Origin of the sequence: Kitasatospora sp. NPDC088351 (assembly GCF_040685575.1) — a bacterium.
Lineage (GTDB): Bacteria > Actinomycetota > Actinomycetes > Streptomycetales > Streptomycetaceae > Kitasatospora.
On record NZ_JBFBIL010000003.1, the window covers coordinates 1 to 25,871 of the forward strand.

General features: G+C 73.2%; 22 protein-coding genes, 1 tRNA gene and 1 pseudogene. 14 read left to right on the forward strand and 10 right to left on the reverse strand.

What is annotated here, in order from left to right; genetic code table 11:
- Positions 1-313 precede the first annotated feature (313 nt).
- Positions 314-1,402: a ThiF family adenylyltransferase gene (locus AB0P06_RS02950; RefSeq protein ID WP_363604617.1), complete on the reverse strand. Its 1,089-nt coding sequence runs from the start codon at positions 1,400-1,402 to the stop codon at positions 314-316.
- 456 nt (positions 1,403-1,858) lie between these two features.
- Between AB0P06_RS02950 and AB0P06_RS02955 the strand changes: the two are divergent.
- Positions 1,859-2,404 (forward strand): annotated as a pseudogene (locus tag AB0P06_RS02955) (M48 family metallopeptidase); the annotation flags it as partial.
- Positions 2,405-2,508: 104 nt separating this feature from the next.
- Here AB0P06_RS02955 and AB0P06_RS02960 read toward each other — a convergent pair.
- Positions 2,509-3,096, reverse strand: coding sequence for an NUDIX hydrolase (locus AB0P06_RS02960; protein ID WP_363604619.1), 588 nt, complete (start codon positions 3,094-3,096; stop codon positions 2,509-2,511).
- Positions 3,093-4,628, reverse strand: a complete 1,536-nt coding sequence (locus AB0P06_RS02965) for a zinc-dependent metalloprotease (RefSeq protein ID WP_363604621.1) — start codon at positions 4,626-4,628, stop codon at positions 3,093-3,095. Before AB0P06_RS02965 ends, AB0P06_RS02960 begins: the two co-directional genes overlap by 4 nt.
- 210 nt (positions 4,629-4,838) lie before the next feature.
- On the opposite strand from AB0P06_RS02965, the gene AB0P06_RS02970 reads away from it, so the two are divergent.
- From AB0P06_RS02970 to AB0P06_RS02985, 4 genes are all read left to right on the forward strand, one after another.
- Positions 4,839-5,987 carry an NAD-dependent epimerase/dehydratase family protein gene (locus tag AB0P06_RS02970; protein ID WP_363604622.1) on the forward strand — a complete coding sequence of 383 codons (1,149 nt, stop codon included), beginning with the start codon at positions 4,839-4,841 and terminating at the stop codon, positions 5,985-5,987.
- 156 nt (positions 5,988-6,143) lie between these two features.
- Positions 6,144-6,584 carry a molybdenum cofactor biosynthesis protein MoaE gene (locus AB0P06_RS02975; RefSeq protein WP_363604623.1) on the forward strand — a complete coding sequence of 147 codons (441 nt, stop codon included), beginning with the start codon at positions 6,144-6,146 and terminating at the stop codon, positions 6,582-6,584.
- A 212-nt stretch (positions 6,585-6,796) separates the two neighbouring features.
- Positions 6,797-6,997, forward strand: a complete 201-nt coding sequence (locus tag AB0P06_RS02980) for a hypothetical protein (RefSeq protein ID WP_363604624.1) — start codon at positions 6,797-6,799, stop codon at positions 6,995-6,997.
- Between the two features lie 42 nt (positions 6,998-7,039).
- The gene (locus tag AB0P06_RS02985) at positions 7,040-8,119 is read left to right on the forward strand and encodes a PDZ domain-containing protein (protein WP_363604625.1); all 1,080 of its coding nucleotides are present in this window, start codon (positions 7,040-7,042) and stop codon (positions 8,117-8,119) included.
- 21 nt (positions 8,120-8,140) lie between these two features.
- Here the strand turns inward: AB0P06_RS02985 and AB0P06_RS02990 are convergent, their stop codons facing one another.
- Positions 8,141-8,704 (reverse strand): PPA1309 family protein, encoded by a 564-nt coding sequence (locus AB0P06_RS02990; protein ID WP_363604627.1) that lies wholly within the window; start codon positions 8,702-8,704, stop codon positions 8,141-8,143.
- Positions 8,705-8,881: 177 nt separating this feature from the next.
- Here AB0P06_RS02990 and AB0P06_RS02995 point away from each other — a divergent pair, with 177 nt between their 5' ends.
- The 3 genes from AB0P06_RS02995 to AB0P06_RS03005 all read left to right on the forward strand — a co-directional run bounded on the left by AB0P06_RS02995 (position 8,882) and on the right by AB0P06_RS03005 (position 14,352).
- Positions 8,882-11,878 (forward strand): UPF0182 family protein, encoded by a 2,997-nt coding sequence (locus tag AB0P06_RS02995; protein ID WP_363604628.1) that lies wholly within the window; start codon positions 8,882-8,884, stop codon positions 11,876-11,878.
- 56 nt (positions 11,879-11,934) lie between these two features.
- A tRNA-Met gene (locus AB0P06_RS03000) sits at positions 11,935-12,008 on the forward strand.
- Between the two features lie 358 nt (positions 12,009-12,366).
- On the forward strand, positions 12,367-14,352 hold the full coding sequence (locus tag AB0P06_RS03005; protein ID WP_363604629.1) for a tetratricopeptide repeat protein: 1,986 nt from the start codon (positions 12,367-12,369) through the stop codon (positions 14,350-14,352).
- Between the two features lie 30 nt (positions 14,353-14,382).
- Here AB0P06_RS03005 and AB0P06_RS03010 read toward each other — a convergent pair whose 3' ends face one another.
- A complete protein-coding gene (locus AB0P06_RS03010) occupies positions 14,383-14,802 on the reverse strand; it encodes a Fur family transcriptional regulator (RefSeq protein WP_363604630.1) in 420 nt (139 codons plus the stop codon).
- 105 nt (positions 14,803-14,907) lie between these two features.
- On the opposite strand from AB0P06_RS03010, the gene AB0P06_RS03015 reads away from it, so the two are divergent.
- Positions 14,908-16,389 carry a catalase gene (locus AB0P06_RS03015; RefSeq protein WP_363604631.1) on the forward strand — a complete coding sequence of 494 codons (1,482 nt, stop codon included), beginning with the start codon at positions 14,908-14,910 and terminating at the stop codon, positions 16,387-16,389.
- Between the two features lie 55 nt (positions 16,390-16,444).
- Here the strand turns inward: AB0P06_RS03015 and hisN are convergent, their stop codons facing one another.
- From hisN to AB0P06_RS03040, 5 genes are all read right to left on the reverse strand, one after another.
- Positions 16,445-17,242: a histidinol-phosphatase gene (gene hisN / locus AB0P06_RS03020; RefSeq protein ID WP_363604632.1), complete on the reverse strand. Its 798-nt coding sequence runs from the start codon at positions 17,240-17,242 to the stop codon at positions 16,445-16,447.
- 82 nt (positions 17,243-17,324) lie between these two features.
- On the reverse strand, positions 17,325-17,648 hold the full coding sequence (locus AB0P06_RS03025; protein ID WP_363604634.1) for a multidrug efflux SMR transporter: 324 nt from the start codon (positions 17,646-17,648) through the stop codon (positions 17,325-17,327).
- A gap of 130 nt (positions 17,649-17,778) precedes the next feature.
- A complete protein-coding gene (rsgA, locus tag AB0P06_RS03030) occupies positions 17,779-18,834 on the reverse strand; it encodes a ribosome small subunit-dependent GTPase A (protein ID WP_363604635.1) in 1,056 nt (351 codons plus the stop codon).
- 15 nt (positions 18,835-18,849) lie between these two features.
- The gene (aroA, locus tag AB0P06_RS03035; protein WP_363604637.1) at positions 18,850-20,181 is read right to left on the reverse strand and encodes a 3-phosphoshikimate 1-carboxyvinyltransferase; all 1,332 of its coding nucleotides are present in this window, start codon (positions 20,179-20,181) and stop codon (positions 18,850-18,852) included.
- A 66-nt stretch (positions 20,182-20,247) separates the two neighbouring features.
- Positions 20,248-21,012: a M50 family metallopeptidase gene (locus AB0P06_RS03040; protein WP_363604638.1), complete on the reverse strand. Its 765-nt coding sequence runs from the start codon at positions 21,010-21,012 to the stop codon at positions 20,248-20,250.
- Positions 21,013-21,141: 129 nt separating this feature from the next.
- Here AB0P06_RS03040 and AB0P06_RS03045 point away from each other — a divergent pair, with 129 nt between their 5' ends.
- From AB0P06_RS03045 to AB0P06_RS03065, 5 genes are all read left to right on the forward strand, one after another.
- Positions 21,142-21,894 (forward strand): SOS response-associated peptidase, encoded by a 753-nt coding sequence (locus AB0P06_RS03045; protein ID WP_363604639.1) that lies wholly within the window; start codon positions 21,142-21,144, stop codon positions 21,892-21,894.
- A gap of 90 nt (positions 21,895-21,984) precedes the next feature.
- The gene (locus AB0P06_RS03050) at positions 21,985-22,620 is read left to right on the forward strand and encodes an alpha/beta family hydrolase (RefSeq protein WP_363604641.1); all 636 of its coding nucleotides are present in this window, start codon (positions 21,985-21,987) and stop codon (positions 22,618-22,620) included.
- Between the two features lie 291 nt (positions 22,621-22,911).
- Positions 22,912-23,655, forward strand: coding sequence for a sigma-70 family RNA polymerase sigma factor (locus AB0P06_RS03055; RefSeq protein ID WP_363604642.1), 744 nt, complete (start codon positions 22,912-22,914; stop codon positions 23,653-23,655).
- The gene (gene rsrA, locus AB0P06_RS03060) at positions 23,652-24,077 is read left to right on the forward strand and encodes a mycothiol system anti-sigma-R factor (RefSeq protein ID WP_363604644.1); all 426 of its coding nucleotides are present in this window, start codon (positions 23,652-23,654) and stop codon (positions 24,075-24,077) included. The genes AB0P06_RS03055 and rsrA overlap by 4 nt, the downstream gene beginning before the upstream one ends.
- A 357-nt stretch (positions 24,078-24,434) precedes the next feature.
- A complete protein-coding gene (locus tag AB0P06_RS03065; protein ID WP_363604645.1) occupies positions 24,435-25,871 on the forward strand; it encodes an HD-GYP domain-containing protein in 1,437 nt (478 codons plus the stop codon).

The window sequence follows — 25,871 nt, forward strand, 5'->3', positions numbered from 1 at the left end:
CCAGTTTCAGATTACTCCGCAGGGCCGATCCGGCTCGGGGGCGGTGGCGGGGAGGCCTGACCCCCCACCCCCTCCCACCCACCCGCCTCCCGTGATCTTGGCTTGTCGGGCCGGACGGGGAGCGAGCACACCTGCCCGCTCCCGCGCAGCCCACGTGCATGCTCCCGCGCAGCCCACCTGCGCGTTCCCGCGCAGCCCACGTCGGGCCCCGTGTGGTGGCTCGCCGGTCCGGGCCGGCTGCTGCAGCAGCCGACCCGGCGCCAGACGACGGTATTGCCGGCGGACCGCCGGAGTTCCGTCCCTGGGCCTCCGCTCAGTTCGGCGGCAGCGGCTGCCAGAGGCAGCCACAGTCGGGGTGGCCCTTGAGCCGCAACCGACGGGGCATGCCGTCGATGGCGGAGAGTTCGCACCAGCCGTCGACGCTGGGCGGGCGTCCGCCGTCCAGATACACCTGCACATGCAGCGCGGCGAGACCGGCGACGGCCGTCGCGAGGGCGGTGTCACAGGCCGGGGTACGGGCCCGCCCCGGCCCCTCGTCGGCGAGTTGCGCCAGCACCCGGGGCCAGGCCGCGTCCTCGTCCTCCCTCGTCAGCACCAGGCAGTGGCCGCAGGCCGAGCGGCCCGGCACCACCAGCGGCCCGACCACCCCGATCTCCTCCACCACCCCGGCGTACAGATGGGGCACCCCGGCCCGCAGCAGCTGTCTCGCCTCGTAGGTGCCGCCGGCGAACGCGCCGCTGCCGTCCCTCGGCGCCAGCACCACCAGGTCGGGTGGCCCGTTCGGGGCGGCACGGCGGGCGCCCGCCGCCGGGCGGCGCGCCGAGGCCCGCTGGACGGCCTCGCGGGCGGCGCTGGTCCGCAGCCGCCCGACCTCGCCCGGTGGCAGCCCGGCGGGGGAGCAGTCCCCGGGGGTGACCCGGCCGCCGTCCGTCACGGTGACCGTGCCCGTGCCGCCGGCGGCGAGGACGGCGGCGAGCGCCGCCCCGACCCGTCCGGCACCGCGGACCTCCACCCGGGTGTCGGCCCGGCGGGCCAGTACGGCGGGCGCGGCGCCGGGGCTGGAGTGCACCAGGGAGAGCGAGGCGAGGTCCGGCCCGAGCAGTTCGCGATGCGGCTGCGGGAAGCGGGCCAGCGCGCCGCCCACCGCGTCGGCGTCGTCGAGCAGCCCGCCCTGTTCGAGTTCGTCCAGCAGGGCGTCGGCCGGGTCGCGGCCGAAGCCCACCCGTTCACCGGCGTCGAGCAGCGCGGGCCGGTCCCTCGTCCCGTCGACGAGCCCGAGGAAGTCGCACAGGGCCTTGTCGGCGCGTTCGAGCACCCCCGCGTACTGGCGGACGGTGCCGAACTGCAGGGTCTCCGAGTCCCGCCAGCTGCGGGAGAGGGCGGGCTTCAGCACAAGGCGCACGACGGTTCTCCTTCCGATCGTTTCCGGACGGCTGACGGCAGCATGCCCGATCGGCCCGACATCGTGCTGTGCGTTGTCCACAGGTCCGGCCTCATGATCGGAAGATCTGTTCGCACGCCCTGTGGATAACTTGCCGTGCGGTCCCGAGACGGTTTCCGGACACCCGCTGTCGGCTTTTCGTTCCCGATCACTCCACGAAAGATTTCGGCCACGGCAGCGGACTTCTGTCAGCGGTACCGGGTAACGTCGTGTGGCATGGCAGCCGAACGGGACTCCCATCCCCCGGCGTCGCGTCGGCGTGCCCGCGCAGCGTCCGGGTCGCAGGTCGCCGCGCCGAGCACACGCGGGCGCCCGGATCAGCAGCAGAGGCCCCCGCAACCGCCGCAGCCCCCCGCCGCGCAGCCCCCCGAGTCGCATACCGAGCGGTTCGACGGGAAGCATGCCGACCGCTCCCGGGTGGAGGTCCGCCGGAGTGCCCGTCGCAGCCGTACCGTGTCCGCGTACCGCGAGGGCGATCGCACCGTCGTGCTGATCCCGGCCCGGATGTCGCACGCCGAGGAGCAGCGCTGGGTCGCGCAGATGCTGGAGAAGCTGGCCGCCCAGGAGAGCCGCCGGGTCCTCGGGGACGACGCGCTGGCGGCCCGGGCCCGCGAGCTGTCGGCCGCCTACCTGGGCGGTCGCGCCCAGCCGGCCCAGGTGCGCTGGGTCACCAACCAGAACTCGCGCTGGGGCTCCTGCACCCCCAGCGAGCGGACGATCCGGCTCTCGCACCGCCTCCAGGGCATGCCGGAGTACGTCGTCGACTATGTGCTGCTGCACGAGCTCGCCCACCTGCTGGTGCCCGACCACGGCCCCGCCTTCTGGGCGCTGCTGGAGGCGTATCCGCGGACCGAGCGGGCCCGCGGCTATCTGGAGGGTGTGGTCTCGGCGGCCCGGCTGCCGCACATCCCCGGCGCCCGGCATGCGGACCCGGAGCCCGATCCGGCCGAATCCTGCGGCTAGGTTCCCCCGGAGCCGCGCCCGGCTCGGGTCCGGCGGCACGGTGGCGAGGACGGATGAAGGGGGCGCGGGCCGCATCGGCCCGCGCCCCCTTCATCCGTCGTACCTCAGGCCGTCAGCCTCCGGGCCCGTGCCACCAGGTCGCGCACCGAGTGGTCGGTGAGCTCGGGCAGCCGGTCGTAGTCGAACCAGCGCAGGTCCAGTGACTCCTCGCTGATCAGCGCCTGCGCGCCCGGCGGGGCCACCGCGACGTACTGGACGTCCAGGTGGATGTTATCCGGCTGGTCCTTGCCGGTGCAGCGGACCTGGTGCCGGTCGAGCCTGGTCGGCACCGGCGTGCCGTCGACGGCCAGCAGGGTGAGGTCCGCGATGCCCGACTCCTCGGTGGCCTCGCGCAGTGCGGCGGAGGCCAGGTCCCGGTCGCCCGGCTCGCAGTGGCCGCCCATCTGCAGCCAGATGCCGACCTTGGGGTGCAGGGTGAGCAGCACCCGCCCGGCGGTCGGGTCGACGACCGCCGCGCTGGCGGTGATGTGGGCGGGCAGGCAGGACCGGAACAGCCCCTCGGGCTGCTCGGCGAGGTGGTCCAGGTAGTCGCGGCGCAACCGGTCCTGGTCCGGGTCGGCGGGCTGCCAGCGGCTCAGGGTGCGGACGGCGTCCGCGTGCAGGGCGGACCCGCCCGTCTCGGTGACCGTCATGCGGTGGGCTCGCCCTTCCCGTCGTCGTTCTTGCCGTCCTCGCCGCCGTCCTTGGTGAGGTCGTGCTTCGGGGAGCCGCCCGCGGCCGCCTCGCCGAGCAGCTTGTCGATCGCGTCGAAGTCGATGCCGCCCTCCAGGTCACCGGTGCCCCGGTGCACGAAGGCGTCCGGGTCGTCGAGGTCGGCGGCGGTGGGCAGCATGTCGGGGTGCTGCCAGAGGTCGTCGCGGCCCTCGATGCCGCGGGCGTCGGCGAGCAGTGCCCAGAGCCGGGCGGCGTCGCGCAGCCGGCGCGGGCGCAGCTCCAGGCCGACCAGGGTGGCGAAGGTCTGCTCGGCGGGCCCGCCGGCCGCGCGACGGCGGCGGACGGTCTCGCGCAGCGCGCCGGCCTGCGGCAGGTGCGGCTCGGCGGCGGTGTGCACGACGGCGTCCACCCAGCCCTCGACCAGCGCGAGCGCCGTCTCCAGGCGGGCGAGCGCGGCCTTCTGCTCGGGGGTGTCCTCGGGCTGGAGCAGGCCGCCGGCCAGTGCCTCCTGGAGCGCCTCGGGGTTGCTCGGGTCGAGCTGGCCGGCCAGCTCCTCCATCCGGGAGCTGTCGACCTTGATGCCGCGGGCGTAGGCCTCGACGGCGCCCAGCAGGTGGGCGCGCAGCCACGGCACATGGGCGAACAGACGCTGGTGGGCGGCCTCGCGCAGGGCGAGGTAGAGCCGGACCTCGTCGGCGGGCACGCTCAGGCCCTCGCCGAACTCGGCGACGTTCTGCGGCAGCAGCGCGGCCTTGCCGGCCGGGGCGAGCGGCAGGCCGACATCGGCGGAGCCGACGACCTCGCCGGCGAGCGCGCCGAGCGCCTGGCCGATCTGGGTGCCGAACATGGCGCCGCCCATCGAGCGCATCATGCCCATCAGCGGGCCGGCCATGGCCTGCATCTCCTCGGGCAGGACGCCGCCCATGGCGTTGCCGACGCGCTCGGCGACCGGGTCGACCAGGTCCTTCCAGACCGGCAGGGTGGCCTCGATCCACTCGGCCCGGCTCCAGGCGACGGCGGTGCCGGCGCCGGAGGGGAACTCGGTGGCGCCGTCCAGCCAGAGGTCGGCGAGGCGGACGGCCTCGGCGACGGCCGAGCGTTCGGCGGCGCTGACCGAGCGGTCCTTGCTCTTGCCCTCGGTGGGCTCGGCGACCACGGTCTGGCGGGCGATGTCCTTGGCGAGGTCCCAGTTCACCGGGCCGCCGTCGAACGACAGCATCTGCCCGAGCTGCTGGAAGGCGGCGCCGAGGTCGTTGGGGTTGAGGCCGCCGAACATCGCGGCGAACGGGTTGTCCGCGCCGGGACCGCCGGGACCGCCGGGTGCCCCGGGCGTACCGGGACCGCCGGGCATGCCCATCCCGAACAGCGCGCCGAAGGGGTTCCCGGCGAAGCCGAACGACGGGGGACCGCTCTGCTCCTGGTCCTTCTTCTTCTGCTCGTCCTCGGGCTTGGCCTTGCCGTCCTCGGGCTCCTCTGGCGGAACGCCGAATCCGAAGGGAAGGTCGCTCACGGGGTCCTCGATCCGGTCGGCCGTCATGCGGGTGGTGGCGGAAAAGTCTCGGCGCCCGAGGAGGTCGGCGGAGTGGGGGACTCGCGGCCGGTGGGCGGCTCCCGCACGGCTGGACCGCGCCGGGTGCACCGCCGGGCCTTCGCCTCGGGCAGGATGGGCGTACGTGACACACGTACGCACGCACATAAAGCTAACCGTGGAGGATGGCCGGTGAGTTCCCCGCCTTCGGACGTTCGCTCTGGGCTGACCGGAGGAGAGGACGCCCTGGACACCACGGCGTCGCCGCCTCCAGCCTACGGCGGGAGACCGCTGACCGTGGCCGTGACCGGCGCCGCCGGTGTCCTCGGCGAACGCGTCGCGGCCCGGCTGGTGGCCTCGCCAGGGGTCAGGAAGGTCCTCGCGGTCGACGACCGGCGCGGGGAGGTGCCCGGCGTGCAGTGGCGCGTCCTGGACGTCCGGGACCCCGCGGTGGCCGAGCGGCTGGCCGGGGTCGACGTGGTGGTTCACCTGGCGATGGACCTCGGCATGGAGTCCGACCCGCGCGCCCGCAGCGCCTACAACGTGCGGGGCGCGCAGACCGTGCTGACCGCCGCCGCGGCCGCCGGGGTGCACCGGGTGGTGCTCTGCACCTCGGCGATGGTCTACGGCGCGCTGGCCGACAACGAGGTCCCGCTGGCCGAGGACTCGGAGCTGCGGGCCACCGAGGAGGCCTCGCTGGTCGGGGACCTGCTGGAGATCGAGCGCCTCGCCCGGCGGGCACCCCGTGCCCACCCGGGGCTGCAGGTGACCGTGCTGCGGCCCGCCGTCGTGGTCGGGCCGGGGGTGGACACCGTGCTGACCCGGCACTTCGAGGCGCCCCGGCTGCTGGTGGTGGCGGGGTCCCGGCCGTGCTGGCAGTTCTGCCACGTGGACGATCTGGCGGCGGCGCTGGAGTACGCGGCGCTGGGGCTGGTCGAGGGGGAGGTCACGGTCGGCTGCGACGGCTGGCTGGAGCAGGAGGACGTGGAGCGGCTGTCGGGCATCCGGCGGATGGAGCTGCCGGCCTCGCTGGCGCTGGGCACCGCGGCCCGGCTGCACCGGCTCGGTCTGACCCCGGCCCCGGCCGGTGACCTCGCCTACACGATGTACCCGTGGGTGGTCTCCGGCAGCCGGCTGCACGAGGCGGGGTGGCGTCCGGTGTACACCAATGAGCAGGTGCTGGCCGAGCTGCTGGCGCAGGTCTCGGGGAAGCACGCGGTGGCCGGCCGCCGGCTCGGCGGCAAGGAGGCCGCCACCAGCCTGGGCGCGGCCGGGGCGACGGTGGCGCTGGTCGGTACGGCCGCGCTGGTGCGCCGGGCCCGCAAGCGGCGGCGCTTCTGACCCGTGCCCGGCCCCCGGCGGCGGCCGTCGGTCTCCGGTCGTCGGCCGTGGCCCACCGGCCGCGACCGGTGGCGGCATTCTCGCGATGCGAAATTTCACCGTCGTGATGCGGAAGACTCTTGTCCGAAAGCGCCAGGGATGGGGAATCATAAGGTCATGTCCGAGAATCACGACCCCATCCGTCTGCTCGCCGTCCGCGACACCCCGCTCTCGCTCGACGAGGTGTACGAGGCGGTCGGCGACGACGCGGCCGGTGGTACGACCGTCTTCGTCGGGACGGTCCGTGACCACGACGGCGGCAAGCCGGTCGCCGCGCTGGAGTACAGCTGTCACCCCACCGCGGAGCAGGAGATGCGCCGGATCGCGGAGAAGGTCGTCGCGGACTTCCCGGTCCGGGCGCTCGCCGCGGTGCACCGGATCGGGCGGCTGGAGATCACCGACAAGGCCGTGATCGTCGCCGTCTCGTGCGCCCACCGCGGGGAGGCGTTCGCCGCCGCCCGCCGGCTGATCGACGACCTCAAGCACGAGGTGCCGATCTGGAAGCACCAGGTGTTCTCCGACGGCGAGGAGGAGTGGGTCGGCGCCGGAGGCTGCTGACCCCGCGTGGCTCGTGTTGCCGCCCCGATGGCGGCCGTGGCGGCTCTGCACGCAGGCGCGCCGGTTCCTCACCCGAACGGGTGTGGCCGGCTGCTCCGAATACTCCCCGGCGGTGAGCCGATCGGCGGTGCCGTAACCCGGGTGGCGCCGTCCGCGTTGTCCGCCGGAGTGGTTAATCTGCTCATAGACACGACGAGCTGGGAGTGACGGATATGGCTGCGCTCGCCTGGTTGATCATTCCGGTTGTCGCCGCGCTGGTCGCCGCCGTCTGGGCGGGGTGGGCCCAGCGGGCGCCGAAGGCCACGGGGGATCCCGCCTCGCTCGCCGAGCACCGGCGCTTCATGGCGGCGATGGAACGCACCACCGCCGACAGCACCGCGGCCACCGGCCCCGGTGAGCGTCCCGGCCGATAGCCCGGCGGGCGTGCTGTCACGCGCGTCCCGTACTGTCGAGGCATGCCACGCCGCTCTGCGACGATGCTCGCCGCCACCCTGCTGCTCATAGCGCTGCTCTGCGTCTCGGTGCTGATGAAGGTGCCGTACACGGAGATGAGCCCGGGGCCGACGTACAACACGCTCGGGACGCAGGACAAGACGGGCACGCCGGTGATCACCATCACCGGCCGCGAGTCGTACCCGACCAGCGGGCACCTCAACATGACCACCGTCCAGGTCACCGGGGCCAAGTACGAGCCCAGCCTGGTCTCCGCCGTGGTCGGGTGGCTGCGGGACGACGTGCTGGTGGTGCCGCACGACAACGTCTACCCGAAGGGGCAGACGGACGCCGACGCCAAGCGGCAGAACGCCGAGGAGTTCGCGTCGTCGGAGGACAGCGCGCGGACGGCGGCGCTCACCGAACTCGGCATTCCGGTGGGCAACGAGCTGATCGTCAAGGCCGTGACGGCCCACAGCCCGGCGGAGGGCGTGCTGCACGCCGGTGACCAGATCGTCGCGATCGACGGCACGCCGGTCTCCACCCTCGAGGGCGTGACCGAGGCGGTCACCAGGCACCAGCCGGGCGAGAAGACGGTCTTCACCGTGGTGCCGCGGGTCAAGGACGGCGGCAAGGCCGATCCGGCGGCGCGCACCGATGTCACCGTCACCACCGCCAAGTCCCCCGAGACGGGCAACGCGATGGTCGGCATCTACCCGGGCATCCGGCACACCTACCCGTTCCAGATCGACATCGGGCTGCAGGACGTCGGCGGGCCGAGCGCCGGCCTGATGTTCTCGCTGGGCATCATCGACAAGCTGACGCCCGACGACCTCACCGGCGGCAAGTTCGTCGCGGGCACCGGCACCATCGACGACTCCGGCAAGGTCGGCCCGATCGGCGGGATATCGATGAAGCTGATCGCCGCCCGGGACGCCGGCGCCGAGTACTTCTTCACCCCGGCCGCCAACTGCACCGAGGCCGCCAAGAACACCCCGTCCGGGCTGACCCTGGTCAAGGCCGAGACGCTGGACGGCGCGCTGAAGTCGCTGGAGCAGATCCGCTCCGGGCAGGCCTCCGCGCTGCCGTCCTGCGTCAAGTAGCCGCGGGCGGGCGCCCGTCGGTCAGGAGAACGTCGCCAGCAGCGCGGCGGTCAGACCCGGCACGAGGTCGGGGCCGGTCAGCACCTCGCGGGCGGTGTCCTTGGAGCGCAGCCGCAGGGCGATCTCCTTCTTGCCGTCGCGCAGCACGGCGGCGGTGATCCGCACCTCCTCGCGCTTGGGGTGGCCGGCCACCCAGTCGGCGAGCTGGGCGTCGGTCGCGTTGCGCGGGCGGGACTGCTCGGCGCCGGGCGGCAGCATCATCCGCTCGACCACCAGGGCGCAGCCGGCCACCGCGGCGGGCCAGGCGATGGTGCCGAGGAACTTGTCCAGCTCCATGCCGTCCGGCAGTTCGTCCTGCTCGACCGGGGTGAGGCCGGGCTCGTCGCCGCCGGAGAGACCGAGCTGCTCGGCGATCCGGGGGTCGGCCTTGCGCAGCTGGGCGCTGTCCACCAGGGCGAACAGCCGGGCCGGGAGGTCCCAGCCGAGGGTGGCGGCGTACTCGTCGATCTCCAGGGCGGCCCGGGTGAGCGGGGTCGCGGCCGGGAGCTTGGAGACGTCGTCGGGGGAAGGGGAGACATCGGACATGCCTCAATCCTCACACGCCGGACCGCCGGGGCGGTGCCGCGTGCCGGGGGGAGGGAGGGGGGAACGTTGTCGTAACCGTCTGCTAACGGTGGGAACTCGGCTAAAGCCTGGTTAAGTTGCACTGACGACCGACCCATTTCCAGACGACACAGCTGAGGTGCCACCGTGGTATTCCAGATGCCGGAACGCTCAGGGCCGGGTTTCCGGCGCAGAGTAGGCCCGCCCTCCCGGCGCGCGCGGGTACTCCTGCTGACCCTGGGCGTGCTCGCGGTGCTCTTCCTGCTGTTCGTCATGTTCGCCGGATTCTGGACGGACTGGCTCTGGTTCAAGTCGGTCCACTATTCCTCGGTGTTCACCACCCAGCTCTGGACGAAGATCGGCCTGTTCGCCGTTTTCGGCCTGCTGATGGCGCTGATCGTGGGCGCCAACATCTGGCTGGCGCACCGGCTCCGGCCGCCGCTGTCGGCGATGTCGGTGGAGCAGCAGAGCCTGGACCGCTACCGGGCCGGCCTGGCGCCGTTCAAGCGCTGGGCGCTGATCGGCGTCTCGCTGGTGATCGGCCTGGTGGCCGGTGCCGCGGCGTCCGGCCAGTGGCGGACCTGGCTGCTGTGGACCAATGAGACGTCCTTCGGCGTCAAGGACGCGCAGTTCGGCATGGACGTCTCGTTCTACGCCTTCGAGCTGCCGTTCTACGAGTTCCTGCTGGGCTTCGCGTTCAGCGCGGTGATCGTCTCGCTGCTGACCTCGGTGCTGGTGCACTACCTGTACGGGGGCCTGCGGCTGCAGGGCCCGGGCCGTCGGGCCAGTGCGGGCGCGCAGGGCCACCTGGCGGTGCTGCTGGGTGTGTTCGTGCTGCTGAAGGCGGTCGCGTACTGGCTGGACCGGTACGCGCTGGCCGTGAAGACCGGCTCGTACAAGGGCGTCTCGGGCTGGACGGGCCTGCGTTACGTGGACGCCAACGCGTTCCTGCCGGCCAAGACCATCCTGTTCTTCGTCGCGATCATCTGCGCGGTGCTGTTCTTCCTGACCCCGATCCGCCGCACCTGGGCGCCGGCCCTGATCGGCCTCGGGCTGATGGTGCTGTCGGCGGTGCTGATCGGCGGGGTCTACCCGGCGATCGTGCAGCAGTTCCAGGTCAAGCCGAACGAGCAGGCCAAGGAGACGCCGTACATCCAGAAGAACATCGACGCGACGCGGCAGGCGTACGGCATCGCGGACAGCCAGACCACCCAGTACACCCCGCAGGGTTCGACCACGGCGGAGGCGCTCAAGCCGGACGCGCAGACCATCGCGGACATCCGTCTGCTGGACCCGAACGTGGTCTCCCCGACCTTCCAGTCGATCGAGCAGCAGCGCTCGTACTACGCGTTCCCGTCCACCCTGGACGTGGACCGGTACGGCAAGGGCGAGGGTGCGCAGGACACCGTGATCGGTCTGCGTGAGCTGGACCTCAACGGCGTGCAGCGGAACTGGATCAACGACCACTTCAAGTACACGCACGGCTACGGCGCCGTGGTGGCCAAGGGCAACCAGGTCAACGACAAGGGCCAGCCGGTCTTCACCGAGTCCGGTCTGCCGGCCACCGGTTCGCTGGGCGACTACCAGCAGCGGATCTACTACGGCGAGAAGACGGGCACGTACTCGATCGTCGGCGGGTCCAACCAGGAGATCGACTACACCACCGACTCCGGCGAGAACAAGGAGTACCAGTACACCGCCGGCAGCGGGGTGTCGCTGGACAACCCGATCACCCGTGCCGCGTACGCGGTGAAGTTCGCCGAGCCGCAGATCCTGTACGCGGGCGCGATCACCGACGGCGCCAAGGTGATCTACGACCGGACGCCCAAGGAGCGGGTCGAGAAGGTCGCCCCGTGGCTCTCCATCGACGCCGACCCGTACCCGGTGGTCGAGCCGGGCGTGAACGGGCAGCCGGGCCGGGTGGTCTGGGTGCTGGACGGCTACACCACCTCGGACGGCTACCCGTTCGCGTCCAAGACGACGCTGGGCACGGCCACCAAGGACTCGCTGACCAACCAGCGCGGTGAGCTGCTGACCGTCGCCAACCAGGTCAACTACATCCGCAACTCGGTCAAGGCCACCGTGGACGCGTACACCGGCGAGGTGACGCTCTACCAGTGGGACGAGAACGACCCGGTGCTGAAGACCTGGATGAAGGCGTTCCCGGACACCGTCAAGCCCAAGGCCGACATCCCGGACACGCTGATGCCGCACCTGCGCTACCCGCAGGACATGTTCAAGGTGCAGCGCGACCTGCTCGGCCAGTACCACGTGACGGACGCCAACTCGTTCTTCAACGGCAGCGACATCTGGCAGGTCCCGGTGGACCCGACCAGTGACACCAAGCAGGTCCAGCCGCCGTACTACCTGACGGTGCGGATGCCGGACCCGGCGGTCACCTCGGCCAGCTTCTCGCTCACCAGCACCTTCGTGCCGAGCGGCCGGGACAACCTGGCGGCCTTCATGGCGGTCGACGCGGATCCGGGGCCGGACTACGGGAAGATCCGCATCCTCAAGGTGCCCGGGGACAGCAAGACGCTCGGCCCCAACCTGGTGCAGTCGCAGTTCAACTCCCGGCAGGAGGTGGCCCAGCAGATCACCCTGCTGAAGAGCGGCGGTGACTCCGAGCTGGAGTACGGCAACCTGCTGACCCTGCCGGTCGGCGGCGGACTGCTCAACGTCGAGCCGGTGTACGTGCGTGGCCGCGGCGCCAAGTACCCGACGCTGCAGAAGGTCCTCGCGGTGTACGGGAACGACAACGTGGCGTTCGAGAACACCCTGGAGGAGGCGCTGAAGAAGGTCTTCGCCAACGCCGCCCCCGGGACCACGCCGACCGCGCCGACCAGCCCGGGCACGCCGACCAGCCCGACCGCGCCCACCACGCCGGCGCCCACACCGGGCACCGGCACCGGTACGGCGGCCTCGCCGGAGCTGCAGAAGGCCCTGACGGACCTGGACAAGGCCTACACGGACAGCCAGAACGCGTTGAAGAGCGGTGACTGGGCGGCCTTCGGCCAGGCCCAGAAGGCGATCGGGGACGCGATCAAGGCGGCCGGGGCGGCCCAGCAGAAGGACGGCGGCACCGCGCCGGCCACGCCCGCCCCGACACCCACCCAGGGCACCTCGCCGAGCGCCGGGGCGAGCACGAGCCCCTGAGCTGGGAGAACCGATTCCTGTTCCACCCCGGACCCGTGCTATGGTTCAGCTACCGACGCGGGGTGGAGCAGCTCGGTAGCTCGCTGGGCTCATAACCCAGAGGTCGCAGGTTCAAATCCTGTCCCCGCTACTCAGTAGCACAGAGGCCCGGAGGATTCAATCCTCCGGGCCTCTGGCGTTTTCGCCCGGGGGTGGCAGGGTGCGCTCCGGTAGGATCGACCGTCGCCAATGACGCCGGCATCGGGGTTTGTGGGGCCCAAGTGTCGGGAAATCGACAAAGCGCCGAAGCAATTTCGTCGGCTTCGGGTCTGCCCCGCCGAAATCGGCCGGGGCAGGTGTACGCGGGTTGCGGGTGATGCGACGATGGGGCACATGGGGGACGGTGCACGGCTGCTGACCAGCCGTCGGATCCGGCGGGTCCCCTGGGGGTCCCCCCGGCCGAAGGCTGGGGGAGGATGCCGCGACACTCTGGGGGAGCGGGAGTCGGCATGAGGCTGATCGGCAGGAACGGACCAGGAGCCAAGCCCGCTGCGACCACCGAGGCGGACACCGACGCCTGGGCGGAGAGTCCCGCGAAGCACCCCGGCGCCCTCCCGGCCCAGCGCACCAGCGGCCTGACGGAGCGCCGTCCGGTCGACGGCTACGGCCCGGACAGCCTGGTGCACGTCTCCGCCCGGCAGTTCGCCGCCGGCATCGGCCCGTACGGCGCCGCGGCCGAGGCCGCCGACGGCCCGGGCGAGCGGGGCTCCGCCGGCCTCGACACCGCCGGGCTGGACTCCACCAGCTTCGAGACCGCCCTGGCCGCCCGCGAGCAGGCCGCCCTGGAGGCCCGCCACCGCCAGGCCGCCGACGGGGGCGACGCGGAGGCCGCCGGCCGGCTCGGCACCCTGCTGCTGCGCCGCGGCGACCTGGAGGACGCCGAGCCGTACCTGCGCGGCGCCGCCGCCGCCGGGCTGCGCGCCGCCGCCAACAACCTCGGTGTGCTGCTGCACCAGCAGGGCCACCGGGCCGAGGCCGCCCAGTGGTGGCGGCAGGCCGCGGTGGCCGGCAGCGCGCCCGCCGCGCACGCGCTCGGGCTGCAACTGCGGGACCAGGGCGAGGAGGAGGCCGCCGAGTACTGGCTGCACTTCGCCGCCGATCACGGCCACCCGCTGGGCGCCTACGCGCTGGGCGACCTGATGGAGCACCGGCGCGACGTGCGCGCCGAGCGCTGGTTCAAGGTGTCCGCCGACGCCGGGCACCGGGAGGCCGCCTACCGGCTGGCCCGGATGCGCGAGGCCGCCGGGGACAAGGAGACCGCCGAGACCTGGTACCGCACCGCCGCCGCGCGCAGCCACCCCCGCGCCGCGCTGCGGCTGGGCGTGCTGCTGGAGGAGCGCGCCCGCACCGACCGCTCCCTGCTGGACGAGGCCGCCCGCTGGTACCGGCAGTCGGCGCAGAACGGCGAGCCGCGGGCCGCCTGCGCGCTGGGCTTCCTGCTGCGCGACGCCGGGGACCCGGCGGCCGCCGCCGAGTGGTGGCGGGAGGCCGCCGAGGCGGGGGACGGCAACGCCGCCAACGCCCTGGGGGCGTTGCACGCGAGCCGGGGCGAGGCCAAGGAGGCCGAGCACTGGTACCGCGGCGCGCTGGAGGCGGGCGACCAGAACGGCGCGTTCAACCTCGGTCTGCTCTGCGCCGGCGCGGGCCGGGACCAGCAGGCCGAGCAGTGGTACCGCCGCGCCGCGTACGCCGGGCACCGGGAGGCGTGCAACGCGCTGGCCGTGGTGCTGCTGCAGCGCGGGGACGAGTCGGGTGCCGAGCCGTGGTTCTCCAAGGCGGCCGAGGCGGGCAGCGTGGACGGCGCCTTCAACCTGGGCGTCCTGCACGCCGGGCGCGGGGAGCACCGGCAGGCGTACGAGTGGTACGCGCGCGCCGCCGCCGAGGGGCACGGCGAGGCCGCGCTCCAACTGGCCGTGGTCCAGGAGCAGCGGGGCAACCTGGCCGGCGCGCTGGAGCGCTACCGGCAGGCGGCGGCGGGCGGTTCGGCGGAGGGCGCGTTCCGGCTGGCCTCGGTGCTGGACCGGCGCGGCGACGCGGACGAGGAGGCCGAGCACTGGTACGCGCTCGCGGCGGACGCCGGCCACCGGCGGGCCCAGGTGCGGATGGGTGTGCGGGCGGCCGAGCGGGGTGCGCTGGAGATCGCGGAGAGCTGGTACCGGCGGGCGGCGGAGGCGGGCAGCCGCAGTGCCGCGTTCAATCTGGGGCTGCTGCTGGCCCGGCAGGACAGCGAGGCGGAGGCGATGCTCTGGTACACCCGGGCCGCCGACGCCGGCCATGGGCGGGCGGCGCTGCGGCTGGCCCTGCTGGCGCTGCGGCGCGGCGAGCCGGTGCAGGCGGAGAACTGGTGCCGGCGGGCCGCCGACTACGGTCCGGCCGAGGTGGCGGAGCGGGCCGGGCGGCTGCTGGGCGCGCTGCACGCCGAGCTGAGCGCGTAGCGCCCCGGCGGGGGCTGTGCCCGTACGGGCTCAGGGCCCGGTCGTACAGTCCGGACAGAGCCCGCGGTAGGTGATCTCGGCCCCGGAGACGACGAAGCCGAACCGCTCGGAGGCGGGCAGCGCGGCCAGCGGGTCGCCCTGGGGGTGGACGTCGCGGATCGCGCCGCAGCCGGAGCAGACCAGGTGCTGGTGGGCGTGGTGGGCGTTGGGGTCGTACCGCTTGGCGCGGCCGTCGGTGGCGACCTCCAGGACCTCGCCGAGGCAGACGAGTTCGCCGAGCGTGTTGTAGACCGTCGCGCGGCTGATCTCGGGCAGGCGTTCCACGGCGCGGGCGTGCACCTCGTCCGCCGTGAGGTGGACATGCTCACCATCGAGGACCTCGGCCACGACCCGGCGCTGCGAGGTCAGCCGCCACCCACGTCCGCGAAGTCGTTCCAGCAGGTCGTTCATGGATACAGGGTAGGTGACACTCCGAACTTGGTTCCAGTGTTGACTTAGACAAAGTCCAAGTTAGGATCGAGTCGTAACAACCGGATCACGCGGAGGCACCCTCATATGACTACCCAGGACGAGCTGCGCCCCACCCTCACCACGGAGGCGGGTGCCCCCGTCGCCGACAACCAGAACACCGAGACCGCCGGTGTCGGCGGCCCGGCGCTGATCCAGGATCAGCAACTGTTCGAGAAGCTCGCGCACTTCAACCGCGAGCGCATCCCGGAGCGGGTGGTGCACGCCCGCGGCGCCGCCGCGTACGGCACCTTCACGGTGACCGCCGACGTGTCCGCCTACACCCGGGCCGCCTTCCTCTCCGAGGTCGGCAAGCAGACCGAGACGTTCCTGCGGTTCTCCACGGTGGCCGGCAACCTCGGCTCCGCCGACGCCGTCCGCGACCCGCGCGGCTTCGCGCTGAAGTTCTACACCGAGGAGGGCAACTACGACCTCGTCGGCAACAACACCCCGGTGTTCTTCATCAAGGACGCCACCAAGTTCCCGGACTTCATCCACACCCAGAAGCGGGACCCGTACACCGGCTCGCAGGAGGCGGACAACGTCTGGGACTTCTGGGGCCTGTCGCCCGAGGCGACCCACCAGGTGACCTGGCTCTTCGGCGACCGCGGCATCCCGGCGTCCTACCGCCACCTCAACGGCTACGGCTCGCACACCTACCAGTGGCAGAACGAGGCCGGCGAGCACTTCTGGGTCAAGTACCACTTCAAGACCGACCAGGGCATCCGCAACCTGACCGCCGAGGAGGCCGCCAGGCTCGCCGGCGAGGACCCGGACAGCCACCAGCGCGACCTGCGCGAGGCGATCGAGCGCGGCGAGTTCCCGACCTGGACGGTGCAGGTCCAGATCATGCCGGCGGCGGACGCGGCGCAGTACCGCTTCAACCCGTTCGACCTGACCAAGGTCTGGCCGCACGCGGACTACCCGCCGATCGAGATCGGCAAGCTGGAGCTCAACCGCAACCCCGACAACATCTTCGCCGAGGTCGAGCAGTCGATCTTCTCCCCGGCGCACTTCGTGCCCGGCATCGGCCCGTCCCCGGACAAGATGCTGCAGGGCCGTCTGTTCGCGTACGCGGACGCCCACCGCTACCGCGTCGGCATCAACGCCGACCACCTGCCGGTGAACCGCCCGCACGCCACCGAGGCGCGCACCAACAGCCGGGACGGCTCCCTGTACGACGGCCGCCACGGCCGGCAGAAGAACTACGAGCCGAACAGCTTCGGCGGCCCGGTCCAGACCGGCCGTCCGCTCTGGGCCCCGACCCAGGTCACCGGCGGCACCGGCACCCACGAGGCGCCCTCGCACGCCGAGGACAACGACTTCGTGCAGGCCGGCAACCTGTACCGGCTGTTCGACGAGGACGAGAAGCAGCGGCTGATCGCCAACCTGGCCGGCTTCATCGCCAAGGTCTCGGCCGACCGCGACGACATCGTCGAGCGGGCGATCGAGAACTTCCGCAAGGCCGACGCCGACTACGGCCGGCGCCTGGAGGCGGCGGTGCGGGAGCTGCGCAAGCAGCAGCAGTAGGACACCCGGGCGAGCAGCAGGCCCGTGCCTGCTGCTCGCCGGGGGCAGGGGGACCTCAGACGCTGAGGCGGCGCAGGGCCTCCTCGTGCAGCAGGCCGTTGGAGGCGACCGCGTCGGCGCCGCCCGGGCCGGGGATGCCGTCCAGACCGGTGAAGCGGCCGCCGGCCTCCTCGACGATGACGCAGTTGGCGGCCATGTCCCAGAGCGACAGCTCGGGTTCGGCGGCGATGTCGACCGCGCCCTCGGCGACCATCATGTAGGACCAGAAGTCCCCGTAGGCGCGGGTGCGCCAGCAGGCCCGGGTGAGGTCCAGGAACGGGTCGAGACGGCCGCGCTCCTCCCAGCCGGTGAGCGAGGAGTAGGAGAACGAGGCGTCCTCGATCCGGGAGACGCCGGAGACGTGGATCCGGCTCGCCTTGGCCAGGCTGCGGCCGGCGAAGGCGCCGAGGTCCTTGGCCGCCCACCAGCGGCGGTTCAGCGCCGGGGCGGAGACCATGCCGACCACCGGGCGCTCCACGCCGTCCGGGCCGTCCTCCATCAGGGCGATCAGGGTGGCCCAGACCGGCACACCGCGGATGTAGTTCTTGGTGCCGTCGATCGGGTCGATCACCCAGCGACGGGGGCCCGAGCCCTGCAGGCCGAACTCCTCGCCGAGCACCGCGTCGCGCGGGCGGGCGCGCTGCAGCACCCCGCGCACCAGTTCCTCGGCGGCCTTGTCGGCGTCGCTGACGGGGGTGAGGTCGGGCTTGGTCTCGATCTTCAGGTCGAGCGCGCGGAAGCGCTCCAGGGTGACCGAGTCGGCCGAGTCGGCGAGGACATGGGCGAGTCGGAGATCGTCGTGGTAATCGGCCATGCCAGAAACCCTAGCGAGCCCGCCCCGATCGGGACAGCCGGGCACGCGGAGCGGACGGCGCCCCGGGGGCCGTCCGCCCGGATCAGTGCACCGAGCCGCTGAGCTGCAGGCCGATCACACCGGCGATCACCAGCGAGATCGAGACCAGCTTGAGCACCGAGGTCGCCTCGTCCAGGAAGACCATGCCGTAGATCGCGGTGCCGGCCGCGCCGATGCCGGTCCAGACCGCGTACGCGGGGCCGACCGGCAGGTTCTTCAGGGAGAGGGTGAGCAGGCCGAAGCTGCTGAGGGCGAAGACGCAGAAGCTGATGGTGGGCCAGAGTTTGGTGAAGCCCTCGCTGAGCTTGAGGTTGATCGCGAAGCCCGTCTCCAGCAGACCGGCCAGGATCACCAGGGCCCATGCCATCGCGTGCTCTCCCTGTCGATCGACGGGCCGGACCGCGATCCGGCCCGACTTTCCTATGATCACCAGGCATGGGTGCTCCGACACCTCGAACGCCCCGAAAACCCGCGGGGCGGTCCGAGGCGAACGCCCGTCAGTCGCCCTCGCGGGTGTCCTTGCTGGCCAGCAGCCGGCGCAGCGAGTAGAGCCGGGCGGCCTCGGCGTGGCCCTCCGCGACCCAGGCGTCCAGCGCGCAGTCGGGCTCGTCGTGGCTGCACGCGCGCGGGCAGTCGGCGGTGCCCGGCTCCAGGTCGGGGAAGGCGAGGATGACCCGGGACGGGTCGATGTGGGAGAGACCGAAGGAGCGGAAGCCCGGGGTGTCGATCACCCAGCCCGGGTCGAGCGCCTTCTTCGAGCCGGGCTTGGCGCCCGGCGGCGGGGGCAGCCGCAGTGCCAGGGCGGAGACGGTGGTGTGCCGGCCGCGGCCGGTCACCGCGTTGACCCGGCCGGTGGACCGCTGGTGTTCCGGCACCAGGGCGTTGACCAGGGTGGTCTTGCCGACACCGGAGTGCCCGATGAACACCGTGGAACGGCCGCGCAGGTACGCGCGGACGGCCTCGGCGCCGGCGGTGGCCAGCTCGTCCCGCCGGGTCACCACATAGGTGATGCCGAGCGGGGCGTAGGACTCCAGCAGCGGCGCCGCCGGGGCCAGGTCGGACTTGGTGAGCACCAGCAGCGGCTCCATGCCCGCGTCGTACGCGGCCACCAGGCAGCGGTCGATCAGCCGGGGCCGGGGCTCCGGGTCGGCCAGCGCGGTCACGATGGCCAGCTGCTGGGCGTTGGCGACGACGATCCGCTCGTACGGGTCGTCGTCGTCCGCGGTGCGGCGCAGCACCGAGGTGCGCTCCTCGACCCGGACGATCCGGGCCAGGGTGTCGGCGTCCCCGGAGAGGTCGCCGACCAGGTTGACGATGTCGCCGACGACGACGCCCTTGCGGCCCAGCTCACGGGCCTTCATGGCGGTGATCTCGCGTTCCTGCCTGGTCCCGGCGTCCACCAGGCAGGTCAGCCGGCCCCGGTCGACGGTCAGCACCATCGCCTCGGCGGCGTCCTCGTGCTTGGGCCGGATCCTGGTCCGCGGCCGGGAGCCCTTGCGGCCCGGGCGGTTGCGGATGTCGTCCTCGTCGGCGTCCTTGCCGTAGCGGCGCATGTGCTCAGTCTCCGCTCAGGCGCCCGCCACCGCTTCGCCGAGCAGTTCCGCCCACATCTTCGGGAAGTCCGGCAGGGTCTTGGCGGTGGTGGCCACGTTCTCCACCCGGACGCCGTCGACGGCCAGGCCGATCACCGCGGCGGCGGTGGCCAGGCGGTGGTCCTCGTAGGTGTGGAAGACGCCGCCGTGCAGCGGGCGCGGGCGGATCCGCAGGCCGTCCTCGGTCTCGGTGACATCGCCGCCGAGGTCGTTGATCTCCTTGGCGAGCGCGGCGAGCCGGTCGGTCTCGTGCAGCCGCAGGTGGGCGATGCCGTACAGGTGGGACTCGGAGTCGGCCAGCGCGGCGACGGCGGCGATCACCGGGGTCAGCTCGCCGACGTCGTGCAGGTCCGCCTCGATGCCGTGGATCCGGCCGGTGCCGGTGAACTGCAGGCCCTCGTCGGTGAACTCGCAGCGCCCGCCCATCCGCGTGTAGAGGTCGCGCAGCTGGTCGCCGGGCTGGGTGGTGTGCTTCGGCCAGTCGCGGACGGTCACCCGGCCGCCGGTGACCAGGGCGGCGGCGAAGAACGGCGCGGCGTTGGAGAGGTCCGGCTCGACCACCATGTCGCGGCCGATCAGGGCGCCGGGGGTGACCCGCCAGACGTCCTTCTCACCGCCGTCCTCGGGGGCGTCCACCTGGACCCCGGCGAGCCGCAGCATCTCGACCGTCATCCGGATGTGCGGCAGCGAGGGGACCGGGCCGCCGACATGCCGGACCTCGACGCCCTGGTTGTAGCGGGCGCCGGAGAGCAGCAGGGCGGAGACGAACTGGGAGGAGGCGGAGGCGTCCAGCTCGACCGTGCCGCCGTCCAGCGAGCCGGTGCCGTGCACGGTGAGCGGGAAGGCGCCGCGGCCGCCGTCGTCGATCCGGGCGCCGAGCGCGCGCAGGGCGTTGATCACGCCGTGCTGGGGGCGCTCGTAGCTGCGCGGGTCGCCGTCGAAGCGCACCGGGCCGTCGGCCAGGACGGCGAGCGGGGGCAGGAAGCGCATGACCGTGCCGGCGTTGCCGACGTCGACGCTGGCCGGGCCGAGCAGGGCGGGCGCGGGGATGATCCGCCAGGCCTCGCCGCCGCCGGTGCCGCCGGCGTCGTTGTTGACCCGCTCCTCGATGCCGACGCCCAGGGCGCGCAGGCCGTCGGCCATCAGCTGGGAGTCGCGGCTGCGCAGGGGGTGCCGCACCCAGCCGGGCTCGCCGGCGAGGGCGGCCAGCACCAGGGCCCGGTTGGTGACCGACTTGGAGCCGGGGATGGTGACGGTGGCGTCAACGGGGGCCGTCGCGACGGGGGCGGGCCACAGGGTCTCGGTCATGGGGCAAGTTTAGGGGCCGCAGGGGAACTGTCCCCGCGAGTGGTCCGGCGGTCGGGGCCGGGGGGTTCACAGCGGGCGCAGCAGCCAGCTCGTGCCGAGGGCCAGGCAGGCCAGCGCGGTGACCAGGAACAGCCCCACCCAGGCGAGGCCGGGGATGCCGGTGAGCCGGGCCAGCTGGTCGGCGTCCGAACCGCCGGCCCGGCCGCCGCGGCGCTGGTGCTGGAGCTCCAGCACCGGCCGGACGGCTCCGACCAGCAGGAACCAGCTGCCCAGGTAGGCGAAGCCGGCCTGCACCTCGGCGCTGCCGAACCAGGAGACCAGGAAGAACGCGGCGCCGGTGAGCAGGACGGAGAAGAGGCCGAAGGCGTTGCGGATCCGGATCAGCAGGGCGAGCAGCAGCGCGACGGCCAGCCAGAGCAGCGCGGTGATCCGGTCGGTCGCGAGCAGGGCGGCGCAGCCGAGGCCGAGCAGGGCGGGGGCGGTGTAGCCGGCGATGAGGGTGAGCACCATGCCGGGGCCGGTCGGGCGGCCGTAGGAGAGGGTGAGGCCGGAGGTGTCGGAGTGCAGCCGGATGCCGGCCAGCCGACGGCGGGTGAGGACGGCGGCCAGGCCATGGCCGCCCTCGTGGGCGATGGTGACGGCGTTGCGGCTGTACCGCCAGACCGGCCGGTACAGCACGGCGACCAGGGCGACGGCGCCGGTGGCCAGGACGAGCCAGGAGGGCGGGGCGGCCTGGGTGCCGGTGACGCGGTCCCACAGCTCGCCGACGGTCTGCGCGGTGCCCTGGCCGCCGCTCGGTCCGTTGATCTGTCCGTTGATCTGTCCGCTCATGTGCGCGCTCGCCTCCGTTCGGCCGTACCGGGGTGGCAGCCTCCCATGCGGGGACGGTCCGGCGGGAACGGGCGGTTCTCTTCGGGGATGAGGAAGTGATGAGAGTGACGGACATGGCAAGCTGACGGTATGTGCGGTCGCTTCGCCTCCAGCAGCAGGCCCGAGTCCATCGTCGAGCTCTTCGGCGTCCAGCAGTGGGACCCGGCCGAGACGCTCGCCCCCAGCTGGAACGTCGCGCCCACGGACCGCGCCTTCGCGGTGCTGGAGCGGGTGCCCAAGGGGGAGCCGGCGCCGGTGCGGCAGCTGCGGGTGCTGCGCTGGGGCCTGGTGCCGGCCTGGTCGAAGTCGGCCGAGACGGCGGTGAAGATGATCAACGCCCGGTCGGACACGGTGCACGAGAAGCCGGCCTACCGCCAGGCCTTCGCCTCCCGCCGCTGCATCCTGCCGGTGGACGGGTACTACGAGTGGCAGACCCTACCGGGCGAGCGCGGCAAGCCCCGCAAGAAGCCCTTCTTCGTCTCCCGGGCGGACGGCGGCCCGCTCGCGCTGGCCGGCCTGTACGAGTTCTGGCGCAACCGGACGGTGCCCGCCGACCACCCGGAGGCCTGGCTGGTGACCTTCACCGTCGTCACCACCGAGGCCGAGGAACTGCTCGCGCCGATCCACGAGCGGATGCCGCTCTTCCTCGACCGGGCGTCGTTCGACGACTGGCTGGACCCGGGGCTGAGCGACCCGGACGAGCTGCGCCGGCTGCTGATACCGCCGCCGCCCGGTGCGCTGCTGGCCACCCCGGTCTCGCCGGCGGTCGGCAGCATCCGGAACAACAGCCCGGAGCTGACCCGGCCGTGGACCGAGGTCGAGCACGAGACGACGCTGTTCTGACCGCTGACCGCTGACCGCTGACCGCTGACCGCTGACTGCTGACCGCCTCCCCGTCGATCCGTTGACCCGCCGAACCGGAGCCCCGCCGCCATGACCGCCGAACTCGTCCCCACCCCGGCCGGGGAGGCCCGGATCACCTACCACCGCGCGGCGGCGCCGAAGGCCGTGCTCGCGCTCGGCCACGGGGCCGGCGGCGGGATCGAGGCGCGGGACCTGGTGGCGCTGGCCGCGGCGCTGCCGCCGCTGGGGATCACGGTGGCGCTGGTCGAACAGCCGTGGCGGGTGGCGGGCAGGCGGGTGGCACCCGCGCCGAAGACCCTGGACGCGGGCTGGACCCCGGTCGCGGAGCTGCTGGCCGGGGAGTGCGTGCCGCTGGTGGTCGGCGGGCGCAGCGCCGGGGCCCGGGTGGCCTGCCGGACGGGCGCGGCCACCGGGGCGGTCGGGGTGGTGGCGCTGGCGTTCCCGCTGCATCCGCCGGGGAGGCCGGAGAAGAGCCGGGCGGAGGAGCTGCTGGGGGCCGGCCTGCCGACGCTGGTGGTGCAGAGCGTGGCCGATCCGTTCGGCGGGCCGGCCGAGTTCCCGGAGCCGCCGCCCGGGTGCGCGCTGGTGCCGGTGCCGTACGGCGGCCACGGTTTCGAGGTGCCGAAGCGGGCGCCGATGGGGCAGGACGAGGTGCTGGAGCTGATCACCGGGGCCGTCGGCGACTGGGTGCTCGGGCTGCTCTGAGCGGCCCGGACGCGGGACCTTTCCGTCCGCTCACCCGTGCGAGTGAACGGGCCGTCGGGGCGGGAATGCGGGCGTCATCGGCATGGTTGACAAGCTCGTCAGCTTGAGTCCCGATGGAAGGCAGCACAGATGGGTTCGATCGCGTGCCCCGAGCGGCCAGAGGAGCGTGAGGCCGGAGCGGCCTTCGCCCCCACGTGGTCGGACTGGCTAGTCGCGGGCGAGAAGCCCGTCGGGCCGATATCCTCCATTTCGGGGCGGCCCGCCGTGGGTCGTGCCCGCCATGCCGAGGAGGTGGGTCCGGTCGTCGGGACCGAGCACGAGGCCGAACCGGGCCGGGGCCCGGAGGAGGGCCTGCCCACGGGCGAGGCGCTCACCGGTGAGGAGCTGGCCGAGGCGATCGGTGAGGACACCTTCAGGGTGTCGGCGGAGGAGAGCGAGGCGGCCCGGCGGGAGCGCTTCGAGCGCGACGCCCTGGGCTACCTGGATCCGATGTACTCGGCCGCGCTGCGGATGACCCGCAACCCGGCCGATGCGGAGGACCTGCTCCAGGAGGCGTTCGCGAAGGCGTACGCGTCCTTCCACCAGTTCCGTGAGGGGACGAACCTCAAGGCCTGGCTGTACCGCATCCTCACCAACACGTTCATCAACTCGTACCGCAAGAAGCAGCGGGAGCCCCAGCGCACCGCGGCCGAGGAGATCGAGGACTGGCAGCTGGCCCGGGCCGAGTCGCACATGTCGACCGGTCTGCGGTCCGCCGAGACCCAGGCGCTCGACCACCTCCCGGACAGCGATGTGAAGGACGCCCTCCAGGCCATCCCGGAGGAATTCCGTATCGCCGTGTATCTCGCGGATGTAGAGGGCTTTGCGTACAAGGAGATCGCGGACATCATGGGTACTCCTATCGGTACGGTGATGTCCCGGCTGCACCGCGGCCGCCGTCAGCTGCGCGGCATGCTGGAGGATTACGCCCGTGAGCGCGGGCTGGTCCCGGCCGGTAGCGGGGCAGGGCAGGAAGCGAAGGGCTCGGGCTCATGAGCTGCGGCGATCCGCACGACACCGAGTGTGGCGAGGTCCTCGACCACCTCTATGAATTCCTCGACAACGAGATGGCCGAGGGCGACTACGACAAGTTGCGGGTGCACTTCGAAGAGTGCTCGCCATGCCTGGAGAAGTACGGTCTGGAGCAGGCCATCAAGGCGTTGATCAAGCGCTGCTGCGGGTGTGACGACACCCCGGCCGACCTGCGCGGGAAGGTCCTGGCCAGGATCGACTCGATCCGGGCCGGGCAGCGCTCGGGCGAGGCGGTGGTGGTCGCCGTCGATGCCACGGTCGAGGGCCACGCCGAGGCGGCTCAGCAGGGCCGTCAGGTCAGGGAGGCCCGGGAGGCCCGGGAGGTCACCGCGGAGGCGGCGGTCCGGCCGGGCGCTCCGGTCGAGGCGGGTGCCCCGGCGGAGTGAGCGCCGCCCGCCGGTCCGGCGGGCCGCGGGGGCGTCACGCGCCGGTCAGGGCGCGCGAGTTCGACAGGATGAACGACCGGGCGGCCCCGGGAGCGTGCAGCTCCAGGGGCCGCGCTGTCTGTGGGGCGTGCACCCTCACTCGTTCGAGTGAGTTGACGGTGCGCCAGCTGCGCCGTTCCGCGATCGCGCGTCCCCGTGCGGGGGTGGCGGCCTATCCTCCTGACGGACGCTCACCGCCGGTCCGTCCGGCGCGCTGAGTGCGGAGCGTGCCGGGACGGCGGGGAGGTCCAGATCGCTATCGACAATGGAGACGCGGTCCTGCCGACAGGCGCGACGCGCTACCTCCTGGCCGTCCCGGTGGCGGCCGTCTGCTGCCTGCTGCCGCTGCTGCCCGCGTCGGGCCCGCTCGGGCTGCCGCGCTGGCTCGGCGCGTCGGTGGACTGGCCCAAGGTCGGCCTGCTCGCCTGCCTGCACGGGTGCTGGGAGTCGCTGGCCCAGGGGCTGCCCACCCCCTGCCTGCGGCTGGTCCGCACCCTGCTGCGCCGGCCGCCGGTGCCCGACCGGGCGCCGGCCCGGCCGTGCGCGAACGCGTTCTTCCCGGTGCTGTTCGCCGGGGCGCTGATGCTGCCGCCGTCCGCCGCCGCCCTGGTCGCGGTGCCGGCCGGGCTGTTCGGCCCCACCGAGGCGCACGGCCGGCCGCGGCAGGTGTGGAACGGCGCGCAGCTCGCCCTCTCCGCGTTCGCCGCCTCGGTGGCCTTTCATCTGCTGGCCGGGCCGCAACTGCTGCTCGGCTCCCGCTTCCCGGCCGCGCTGCTGCCCGGGCTCGCCGCCGTCACCGCGTTCTGCCTGGTCAACGGGGTGCTGGTGGGCGGCATGCTGGTGCTGGCCGAGGGCCGCCGGCCGATCGTGCTGCTGCGCCGCTCGGCCGCCGCGGCGGGGCTGCCGGTGCTGGTGCACGCGGCCGGCGGGCTGATGGTCGCGGTGCTCTGGCAGGGCCCGTACGGTGCCTTCGCGGCGCTGCTGGCGCTGCTCCCGCTCTCCATCTCGGCCTGGGTGTTCGCCCAGGGCCACCGTGAGCGGGCCGCCCACCAGGCCACCGTCCAGGCCCTGGTGCAGGCCGTCGAGATCAAGGACTCCTACACCCGGGGGCACAGCGAACGGGTCGGCCGGGCCTCGGTGCTGATCGCCCGTCAGCTCGGGATGGAGGCCGACCGGCTGCGCACCCTGCGGTTCGCGGGCATCCTGCACGACGTCGGCAAGCTCGGCGTCGCCACCGAGCTGCTGCGAAGAAACGGTCCCCTCAGCGAGGCAGAGCGGCGGGCCGTGGAGATCCACCCGGTGCACGGGTACGAGCTGGTGCGCGGTATCGCCTTCCTGGGCGAGGCGCACGACGGGATCCTGCACCACCACGAGCGGATGGACGGCCGGGGCTATCCGAGCGGGCTGGCGGGCGAGCGGATCCCCGAGTTCGCGCGGATCATCTCGGTCGCGGACGCCTTCGACTCGATGACCTCCACCCGGTCCTACCGGCGCGGGCGGCCGGTCACCGAGGCCGTCGCCGAGCTGGAGCGCTGCGCGGGCAGCCAGTTCGACCCGGTGATGGTCCGGGCGCTGATCGACGCGCTCGCCGTGCACGACTGGCAGCCGGTGCTGCCGCCGCCCGGGGACTGCATCCGCGCGGTGCCGGACATCCCGCTGGGCGTCCCCGAACCGGTCCGGCCCGCGCCGGTCCTGCCCGCCCCGGGTGGGCTGCCCGCCCAGGGCGGCACCGTGCCGACGGCCGGGCAGCCGTGA

What these genes read in the sequence shown, in the direction of transcription:
- AB0P06_RS03010 (WP_363604630.1), bottom strand. Translation starts at nt 14,802, where the DNA reads ATGAACGACCTGCTGGAACGACTTCGCGGACGTGGGTGGCGGCTGACC.
- AB0P06_RS03025 (WP_363604634.1), bottom strand. Translation starts at nt 17,648, where the DNA reads ATGGCATGGGCCCTGGTGATCCTGGCCGGTCTGCTGGAGACGGGCTTC.
- AB0P06_RS03015 (WP_363604631.1), top strand. Translation starts at nt 14,908, where the DNA reads ATGACTACCCAGGACGAGCTGCGCCCCACCCTCACCACGGAGGCGGGT.
- AB0P06_RS03045 (WP_363604639.1), top strand. Translation starts at nt 21,142, where the DNA reads ATGTGCGGTCGCTTCGCCTCCAGCAGCAGGCCCGAGTCCATCGTCGAG.
- rsgA (WP_363604635.1), bottom strand. Translation starts at nt 18,834, where the DNA reads ATGCGCCGCTACGGCAAGGACGCCGACGAGGACGACATCCGCAACCGC.
- AB0P06_RS02990 (WP_363604627.1), bottom strand. Translation starts at nt 8,704, where the DNA reads ATGTCCGATGTCTCCCCTTCCCCCGACGACGTCTCCAAGCTCCCGGCC.
- AB0P06_RS02980 (WP_363604624.1), top strand. Translation starts at nt 6,797, where the DNA reads ATGGCTGCGCTCGCCTGGTTGATCATTCCGGTTGTCGCCGCGCTGGTC.
- AB0P06_RS02960 (WP_363604619.1), bottom strand. Translation starts at nt 3,096, where the DNA reads ATGACGGTCACCGAGACGGGCGGGTCCGCCCTGCACGCGGACGCCGTC.
- AB0P06_RS02985 (WP_363604625.1), top strand. Translation starts at nt 7,040, where the DNA reads ATGCCACGCCGCTCTGCGACGATGCTCGCCGCCACCCTGCTGCTCATA.
- aroA (WP_363604637.1), bottom strand. Translation starts at nt 20,181, where the DNA reads ATGACCGAGACCCTGTGGCCCGCCCCCGTCGCGACGGCCCCCGTTGAC.
- AB0P06_RS03005 (WP_363604629.1), top strand. Translation starts at nt 12,367, where the DNA reads ATGAGGCTGATCGGCAGGAACGGACCAGGAGCCAAGCCCGCTGCGACC.
- AB0P06_RS03040 (WP_363604638.1), bottom strand. Translation starts at nt 21,012, where the DNA reads ATGAGCGGACAGATCAACGGACAGATCAACGGACCGAGCGGCGGCCAG.
- AB0P06_RS02995 (WP_363604628.1), top strand. Translation starts at nt 8,882, where the DNA reads ATGCCGGAACGCTCAGGGCCGGGTTTCCGGCGCAGAGTAGGCCCGCCC.
- rsrA (WP_363604644.1), top strand. Translation starts at nt 23,652, where the DNA reads ATGAGCTGCGGCGATCCGCACGACACCGAGTGTGGCGAGGTCCTCGAC.
- hisN (WP_363604632.1), bottom strand. Translation starts at nt 17,242, where the DNA reads ATGGCCGATTACCACGACGATCTCCGACTCGCCCATGTCCTCGCCGAC.
- AB0P06_RS02975 (WP_363604623.1), top strand. Translation starts at nt 6,144, where the DNA reads ATGTCCGAGAATCACGACCCCATCCGTCTGCTCGCCGTCCGCGACACC.
- AB0P06_RS03050 (WP_363604641.1), top strand. Translation starts at nt 21,985, where the DNA reads ATGACCGCCGAACTCGTCCCCACCCCGGCCGGGGAGGCCCGGATCACC.